The 7,398-nt window shown below is 69.9% G+C and carries 4 protein-coding genes and 2 pseudogenes; 3 read left to right on the top strand and 3 right to left on the bottom strand.

Going from position 1 to position 7,398, the window contains the following annotated elements; genetic code table 11:
* Nucleotides 1-464: 464 nt before the first annotated feature.
* Nucleotides 465-1,022 (top strand): telomere-protecting terminal protein Tpg, encoded by a 558-nt coding sequence (gene tpg, locus ACIF9R_RS37810; protein WP_399987590.1) that lies wholly within the window; start codon nucleotides 465-467, stop codon nucleotides 1,020-1,022.
* Between the two features lie 55 nt (nucleotides 1,023-1,077).
* Here tpg and ACIF9R_RS37805 read toward each other — a convergent pair whose 3' ends face one another.
* Genes ACIF9R_RS37805 through ACIF9R_RS37795 form a run of 3 tightly spaced genes read right to left on the bottom strand, consistent with a single transcriptional unit; the run spans nucleotide 1,078 to nucleotide 4,561 of the window.
* Nucleotides 1,078-2,208, bottom strand: coding sequence for a hypothetical protein (locus tag ACIF9R_RS37805; RefSeq protein ID WP_399987588.1), 1,131 nt, complete (start codon nucleotides 2,206-2,208; stop codon nucleotides 1,078-1,080).
* On the bottom strand, nucleotides 2,205-2,948 hold the full coding sequence (locus tag ACIF9R_RS37800) for an AAA family ATPase (RefSeq protein ID WP_399987586.1): 744 nt from the start codon (nucleotides 2,946-2,948) through the stop codon (nucleotides 2,205-2,207). Before ACIF9R_RS37800 ends, ACIF9R_RS37805 begins: the two co-directional genes overlap by 4 nt.
* Nucleotides 2,945-4,561, bottom strand: coding sequence for a Mu transposase C-terminal domain-containing protein (locus ACIF9R_RS37795; RefSeq protein WP_399987584.1), 1,617 nt, complete (start codon nucleotides 4,559-4,561; stop codon nucleotides 2,945-2,947). Before ACIF9R_RS37795 ends, ACIF9R_RS37800 begins: the two co-directional genes overlap by 4 nt.
* A 306-nt stretch (nucleotides 4,562-4,867) precedes the next feature.
* Here ACIF9R_RS37795 and ACIF9R_RS37790 point away from each other — a divergent pair.
* Together ACIF9R_RS37790 and ACIF9R_RS37785 are read left to right on the top strand one after the other, a co-directional pair.
* A pseudogene (locus tag ACIF9R_RS37790) lies at nucleotides 4,868-5,887 on the top strand (helicase associated domain-containing protein); the annotation flags it as partial.
* Between the two features lie 256 nt (nucleotides 5,888-6,143).
* Nucleotides 6,144-7,285: pseudogene (locus ACIF9R_RS37785) on the top strand (IS3 family transposase); the annotation flags it as partial.
* Between the last annotated feature and the right edge of the window lie 113 nt (nucleotides 7,286-7,398).

Here is a 7,398-nt window from a genome sequence, read left to right as displayed (position 1 = left end):
ACGACACGACAAGCCGTCACTCCCACGAGATCGCCGAACCTATGCCCCACCAGCGAAAACGCAGCCCTCACGTCCGGAAAGACAACAGCTTCTCAGCCACCGGGCCGCCGCCCCTGCCCGCACGGCAGCCTGGGTCGGGAGGGGGCTATGGCGACTGAGCGGATGGCCAAGCACCGCCTACTGAGCTTCGGGCCCGCGCCACCGAGCGAACCGCAGCCGAGCCCGGCCGTCCCGCCTGGGCTCCGCCCCCAGAAGGCCTTGCCCGCCGCCCGGGCCCCGGTGGGCAGGTCGCCTGGGAGTAGCCGCACGAGGCGTGAACGCCCCTGGAGCTCTCGTAGCCGATGCCGGCCGGTGCTGTCCCGAAGACGCCGGAACCAGCGGGCAGGGGTGGGCACATGTGGGAGACCTGATATCCCGGGGCCGCGCGAAGCCGACCCTGTCGGCAAGCCGCCTGGAGACTGGACGTGGGAGAGATCGCTCAGGGGCTGGAGCGTGCGTTGCGTACCCGCCCCATACCCTCAAGCACCGAGGCCCGCCTGCGGTTTCTGCTCGTAGCGCACCAGGGTTCCACCCGGAGGATCGCCACCGTGCTGGGGGTGTCGCAGCGCACCGTGCAGCGGTGGGTGACGAAGAAGCCCGGAGCCCGGCGTCCACCGGGTCCACCGCAGGCCCAGGCGATCGAGGAAGCGGTCCTAGCGCGGTGGCAGCCCCGGATACAGGCTCGCCTGCGTGCGCAGGCCGAAGCGGAAGGCTTCGTCTTCCACACCAGGGCACGGTTCGGGTTCGCGGCGCCTGCAGGGTCGTCGGACGATCCGCGGGTGCGGTGGATCACTCAGTATTTGCCAGGAGAGGTGGCCCGTGAGCTGTTCGCCGCTCGGGACGCTGGCGCGGGTGAGCAGCAGCAGATGGTGATCCTCGCCCGCGCGCTGGGGCACGCCTACTTCCGCGACGGGGGCCGGCGCGGTCATGGTCTGCATATCGCCTTCACCGACGTCGAGTTCGCCGACTTCTCAATCGGATGACCTCCTCGCCGCCGGAAATCCGCGAGGCAGGTGACCGACCCCGCCGACGAGCCGTTCAGCCCCGTGAGGGCTTCTCGGGTACACCCAGCATTGCGTCGTACCTTTTGGCTTCCTGCTGTTCGCGCCAGTCCCACTCGATGCGGTCGGCCCGGTCGGCCGACCTGGCGGCGGGAGGTTGCGGCGGGCGCAGCATGGCCGTCTCCGCCAGGCGCAGCAGATGCGTAAGGTCGCCGGGCGCGGCAAGCAGTGCCTGATCGTCGCCGAGTACGAGGCGGGCGAAGCAGGCCGCGGCCCGCATGAAGATGCGCCCCCAGCCGGGTACGGGGTAGGCGGCGCAGCCGTCGGTGTAGCGGGCTCGGTCGTGCAGGGCGAGCGTGGCCGCGGCGTCGTCGTAGTCGCGGAGGCCGGCGGTGGCGAGCTGCTGGAAGGAGGCACCGGTGAAAAGCGCGGCTGCCAGGGCTGCGGCCAGGCGGGGGTGAGCGGTCGAGTCGGCCAGGCGGCGGGCAACTTCCCGGGCAGTGTGCGCAGTAAGAGATGCGGGCTGTGAACGGTGTCGCCAGACAATCGGCAGCGGTGCGCAAGAGGCCCGGCAGGAGGCGGGGCTGTCGTAGGAAACGAGGCGGTCCAGAGCGGGCAGGGTGATCCAGCGGCCGGACCGCAGGACAGAATCGGCCACGTCGTCCGCGTGGGCAGGCGGGCCGTCGTAGTGGTGCTGGGCAGCCTCGAAGTCGGTAATGACCGCGTGGTCGACCGCTTGAAGGGCCTGGTGCAGGGCGGCAGGGAGACGAGGGCGGTGGCAGACCAGGGTCAGGTGGATGCCTGTGCCGGCGCGCAGTTGGAGAAGGCGTTCGGCGCGGCGGGCAGTCAGGCGGTGGCCGCGCAGGACGGTCAGACGAGTGACCGGCTGGGCTGTCACCCATGCGGTGGCGGCTTCCCAGGCGGGCTGTCGGCCTGAGGGGAAGCGGCCCGGCAGCAGTGGCGGTCTGCCCAAGGCGGCCAGGAGGTCGTGGGCGAGCGCGGTGTCGCTGGTGGTTCCGGGACCGGGGTGCAGGGTGATCCGGCCCGATGGCGGATGGTGCGCTGCCAGGGCGGCGTGGGTGTGGGCCGCGTCGTCGTGGGGGTCCATGACCAGCGTGACGGCCGGCACTCCCATGGCGGAGAGCGGGGCGGGCAGTATCGGGGTCATGCGAGGCGGCTGAAGGCCCAGCGCAGCAGGTCCTGGTCGACGCGGGCACGTCCCGTACGGGCCAGGGCGGTACGAGCGTGGGCGGTCAGCTGTGCCCAGGCGCGGAAGTTGCCGTGCGCGGCATGCTGGTCGGCGAACATGATGTCCTCGGGGCCGGCGTCGGCCCAGACCGGGTGGAACAGCGGGATCACCTCGAGGACCTCGTCGGGGATGAGGCGGGTGAACTGCTGCCAGATGAAGACACGGGAGGACAGCATCGGTTCGCGGCGCAGCACGGTGTGGCAGCCCGCGCCACCGACGAAAATGATGGCGAGCTGGGTTGAGGGTTCGTCCCAGAGATAGCGGAAGTATTCGAACGCCTCCCCGTTGAGCCACTGGGCCTCGTCGACGAGGAAGGTACGGGGGCGTTCGGCCAGGGCCGTCTTCAACAGACGGTCGAACTCGCTGGGGTGGCGCGGCGGCTCGCCGGCCAGGTCGAGAGCAGTGAACAGTTCGTAGCGCACCGCGCGGGCCGTGGGCCGGGCCCGGAAGGTGATCTTGCGGACGTCCTCGCCGGGTTCGAGTGCGCGCAGGCAGGTGTTGACGGCGAGGGTCTTGCCGAAGCCGGCGCCGCCGTGGATGCACATCATCGCGCGGGCGGCGACCGTGTCGGTGATGTTGTCCCGGGCAGTGAGCAGCGCGCGGGTGGTGACCACGGACGCGTCGGGCAGGTCGACGTACTGGTAGGTGGCCGCGGTCACGAGGCGTCTCCGTCTTCGTCGTCGGTGGTGGGACGTGCGGCCCGTCCGTCCGGGCTGTCCGGAGCTGTAGCGGTGGAATCACGGCCAGACGAGCACGGGGCAGGCCGGGCCGGCGTGGTCAGCGCAGCCAGGGAAGCTGGGGTGCGCCAGTCGGCCGGTGGCGCGGCCGGCGGAACGACGTCGGGCAGCGCGAGCTGCGACAGGCCGGCGTCGGCACTCTGGGCGAGTTCGGCGTCGGCCTGCGCACGGGTCAGCGCGCCGAGCTGCCGAGGGGGCTCGGCCTGGGTGGCGGCGGCGTAGCGCTGTCTCTGGGATGCTTCGAGGTCCTTCTTCAGACGGCGGCCGCGGGCGGCCCGTGCCCGCCGTACGGCGCTGACCTGTTCCTCGGTGGCCTGGTCGGCCAGGTCCGCAGGCCCTAGGTAGCGGCCGGTGGCGGCGTGGTAGACCTCGATGCGGTGATCGTGGTGAGGCATGAAACGGACCCGGACCCGGATCCCGGCCTGACCGGTCATCCACGCACCCACGTAGTCGCGTCTACGGAAGCGGACTCCGCGGGTGGTCAGCGTGCGGGTACCGGCGTCCTCCAGGGTGAACGTCCACAGATCCGCGGCCGGCACATCCCTCAGCGGAGTGGGATCGTCCTGCCATGTCTCAAGCGGGGTCCGGCCCCGTAGCGGTTCGGGGCGGTGCTCGGTGTTCCACCACCGTGTCCAGTCCAGCAGCCGGGCGGTGAAGTCCTCGAAGCTGAGCAGCACTTCGTCCTTCGGCCGGGAGGGGCGTTTGCCGGGGCGCGGCTGGCGGGCGTAGCCGGGCAGTGCGGCCAGCAGCATCGGCTCCACCGCCCGGTTCAGGCCCTCGACCGTGCCCTTGAGGTGAGGGGTGTAGGCGGGCAGGTCCTCCACGGTGACGTCCAGGAGATCGAACGCGGCGGTCACCGTCCGGGACAGGAAGTCCTTGCCACGGTCCACCCGCACCTTCTCCGGCAGACCGCCGAACGGACCGTAGGGGTCCTCGCGCAGGACCGCGGAACGCAGTGCGGCCAGCACCGACTCCCGCGACGGATGCACCGGCGTGACCGCCACACCGGTGATCGCGTTGGTGGCGCAGTCGGTGAACCAGGTGATCCATGGCCTGCGGGGCTTGCCGTCGACATCGACCATCACCGGAACCTGCATGTGGTCGGTCTCCCACACCTGGTTGCGCCACCCCCGCGGCCGGGCCAGGAACACATCATGCTTACGCGCCGCCCGCTCCCCACCCGCAAGACCCGCCCGCTCCCCCGGCGTCAGATCACGGCCAATCGCCCGATGCAGCGTCGGGATCGACGGAGGCGGCTCCCCCTCGCCCCTGGCCGCGCGAGCGGTCAACTCACGATGAACCGCCGCAACGTTCCCCTTCCACAGCCCCAGCAGAGCCCGGACCTCATCAGTAACCGTGAACCGCCCGGGATACGCGCCCCGCTCCCCCGGTGCCCGGGCCGCAGCCTCGTCCCGCTCAGCGGCCGCCAGCCACCGCCACACCGCACGCTCCCGCACCCCCAGCACGTCCGCCGCCGACCTCACCTGCCCAGTCGTAAGCTTCCCCTCCCGCCGCAGGGCCAGCAGACGGCGCACCGCCGGTCCCCGCAACGCCCGAACCGACACAGCCGGCAAAGCCCCGCTCGAATCACCACCCACCCCTTCCGGGGCCGGGCCCTGCACTCCCTGATCCACACTCCCGAGCACACCAACACCCCACCGGCCAGCGGATCAGAACTCACAAAACTGAGACAGCGTCACCCCTCATGCAATAACGCCCCGGGACAGCGATACCCCGCGGTTCTCTCACGCCCAAGACAGTGACCCCACGCCTCGAAATCGCCACCGACCAGTAACAACACACCCAGACCCCACTGTCTCTCACTCCCCTGTCCCAAAACCGAAAGATCGCAGCTGCACTTTTCCAGCCCGCGCGACGCGGCAACCATCGCGGCCTTCCTGCGCACCCGGGTATACCGGCCCGAGTCCCTGGTCTGGCTCGAGGGCTATCAGGCCCTGCTGCGGTGGCGCAGGGAGAACGAGATCACTGGTCTCTACGCCGTTCCGTATGACGTCGAGGTCGAGGTCGGGGCGACGAAGGCGTTTCCGCTTGGCCGATGGGTCCACCAGCAGCGGAAGGCGCTGCGGGCAGGTGAACTTGAGGAGCGGCGCAAGACCCTGCTGGACGCGCCGGAGGCCGGGATGGTGTGGGAGCCGGGCGAGGAGGCGTGGGAGAACAAGCTCGCCGCGCTCAGGTCCTACCGGCGGGCGACCGGGCACCTCGCACCGCGGCAGGACGCGGTGTGGGGCGAGGGCGAGGCGGTGGTGCCGGTCGGCCAGCACATGGCGAACCTGCGCCGGAAGGGCGGTCTGGGCAAGGATCCGGAGCGGGCCGCCGTTCGCGCGCAGCAGCTGGCTGCGGTCGACGAGGACTGGAACTGCCCCTGGCCGCTGGACTGGCAGCGGCACTACCGCGTCCTGGCGGACCTGGTCGACGCCGACGGCGTCCTGCCGGCCATCGAACCGGGGGTGCTGTTCGAAGGCGATGACATCGGACGATGGCTGAAGCGGCAGAAGAACCCAGGCACCTGGGCCCAGCTGTCGACCGAACAGCAGCAGCGGCTGTCGAAGCTGGGCGTACAGCGCGACCAGGCGCCGCCGCCTCCCACCCCGGAAGCCGCTCGTGCAGCGAAGGCCCAGGCGGCGTTCCAGCGGGGACTTGCGGCCCTCACACAGTGGGTGGAGAAGGAGGGTGACCGGCCGGTCCCGCGCGGCGCGATCGTCGAGATCGAGGTCGACGGCGAAACGGAACCGGCGCCTGTACGACTGGGCGTATGGATTTCGAACACCAAATCCAGGAGAGACCGGCTTACGGCGGAGCAGCTCGACGCACTACGACACCTCGGCATGGAATGGGCGTGAGGCGTACCGAACACGTACGGAATGCGTACCTTCCGCGTTACCGTCCCTTAGCTTGGTGCGGGGTTCAGCGGGGAGCAGGGCACCGGTTGGCGGTGAGTCGTGTCATCTGCGCTGCGGCAGGGCTCAGGGGTGGGGTGATCGTTGGCGCGGCGCTGGGTGGAGGGGCTGTGCCGGTGACCGGCCACGCCGCCTGACGTGGGGCTGTGTGAACCGTTCCGGGTTCGGTAGGGACTCGATCATTTGAGAGGATCGAGTCATGGCACGTCCTTCCCCCTACCCGCTTGAGCTGCGCCGTCGTGCGGTCCGCATGGTCGCCGAGGTGCGGCCGGAGTACGACACCGAGTGGGCCGCTATGAAAGCGGTCGCCCAGAAGCTGGGCATCGGAACAACCGAAACCCTGCGGAAGTGGGTACGGCAGGACCAGATCGACGCCGGCACCCGGCCGGGGACGACGACGGAGGAGTCCGCCGAGCTGAAGCGGCTGAAGAAGGAGAACGCCGAGATCAAGCGGGCGAACGAGATCCTCAAGGCCGCGGCGTCTTTCTTCGCGGCCGAGCTCGACCGGCCACACACACGCTCGTAGCGTTCATCGACGAGCACAAGGGCCGCTTCGGCGGCGTCGAGCCGATCTGCCGCGTGCTGACGATGCACGACTGCAAGATCGCCCCTGCCACCTACTACGCCTATCACAAACGCCGGACCGCGCCGTCTGCCAGGACCGTGCGGGACGGCGAGCTGAAGGAACTGATCCAGCACGTCTACGACTCCAACTACCGTGTCTGCGGGGCGAGGAAGATCTGGCGGGAGCTGAACCGGCAGGGCCAGGCCGTGGCCCGCTGCACCGTTGAACGCCTGATGCGCGAGCTCGGCATCACCGGCGCGGTCCGCGGCAAACGCGTGATCACCACGCTTCCCGGCGGCCAGACCGGGCGGGCCCCGGACCTCGTCGACCGCGACTTCGTCGCCGGCGCCCCGAACCGCTGCTGGGTCGCGGACTTCACCCACGTGAAGACCTGGGCAGGTGTCGTCTACGTCGCCTTCGTCGTGGACACCTTCTCCCGCCGGATCGTCGGCTGGTCCGCGGCCACCGTGAAGGAGACGGTCTTCGTGCTGGACGCCCTGGAGATGGCGATCTGGCAGCGCGACCGTGACCAACATCCGTTTCAGCCAGGCGAGTTGATTCATCACTCGGATGCCGGGTCGCAATATACGAGTTTCCGGCTCGCCGAGCACCTGGACGTCGCCGGTATTGCCGCCTCGATCGGCTCGGTCGGCGACGCCTACGACAACGCCCTGATGGAGAGCACGATCGGGCTGTTCAAGACCGAGCTGATCAAGCCCCGGCGGCCGTGGAAGACGCTGTCCGACGTCGAGCTCGCCACCGCCGAATACGTCGACTGATACAACCACCGACGACTCCACGGCCCCGGCGTAGTTCCGGGTTGATGTGGTTTGCCCGGTGATGTGTCGGTGGGCTGGGCCGGTTTGCCAGACGAGCGCGACTCCTGATG

Origin of the sequence: Streptomyces sp. NPDC086080 (assembly GCF_044540255.1) — a bacterium.
Lineage (GTDB): Bacteria > Actinomycetota > Actinomycetes > Streptomycetales > Streptomycetaceae > Streptomyces.
The sequence above is the reverse complement of the archived record's forward strand: the minus strand, read 5'-3'. Positions and strand labels throughout refer to the sequence as shown.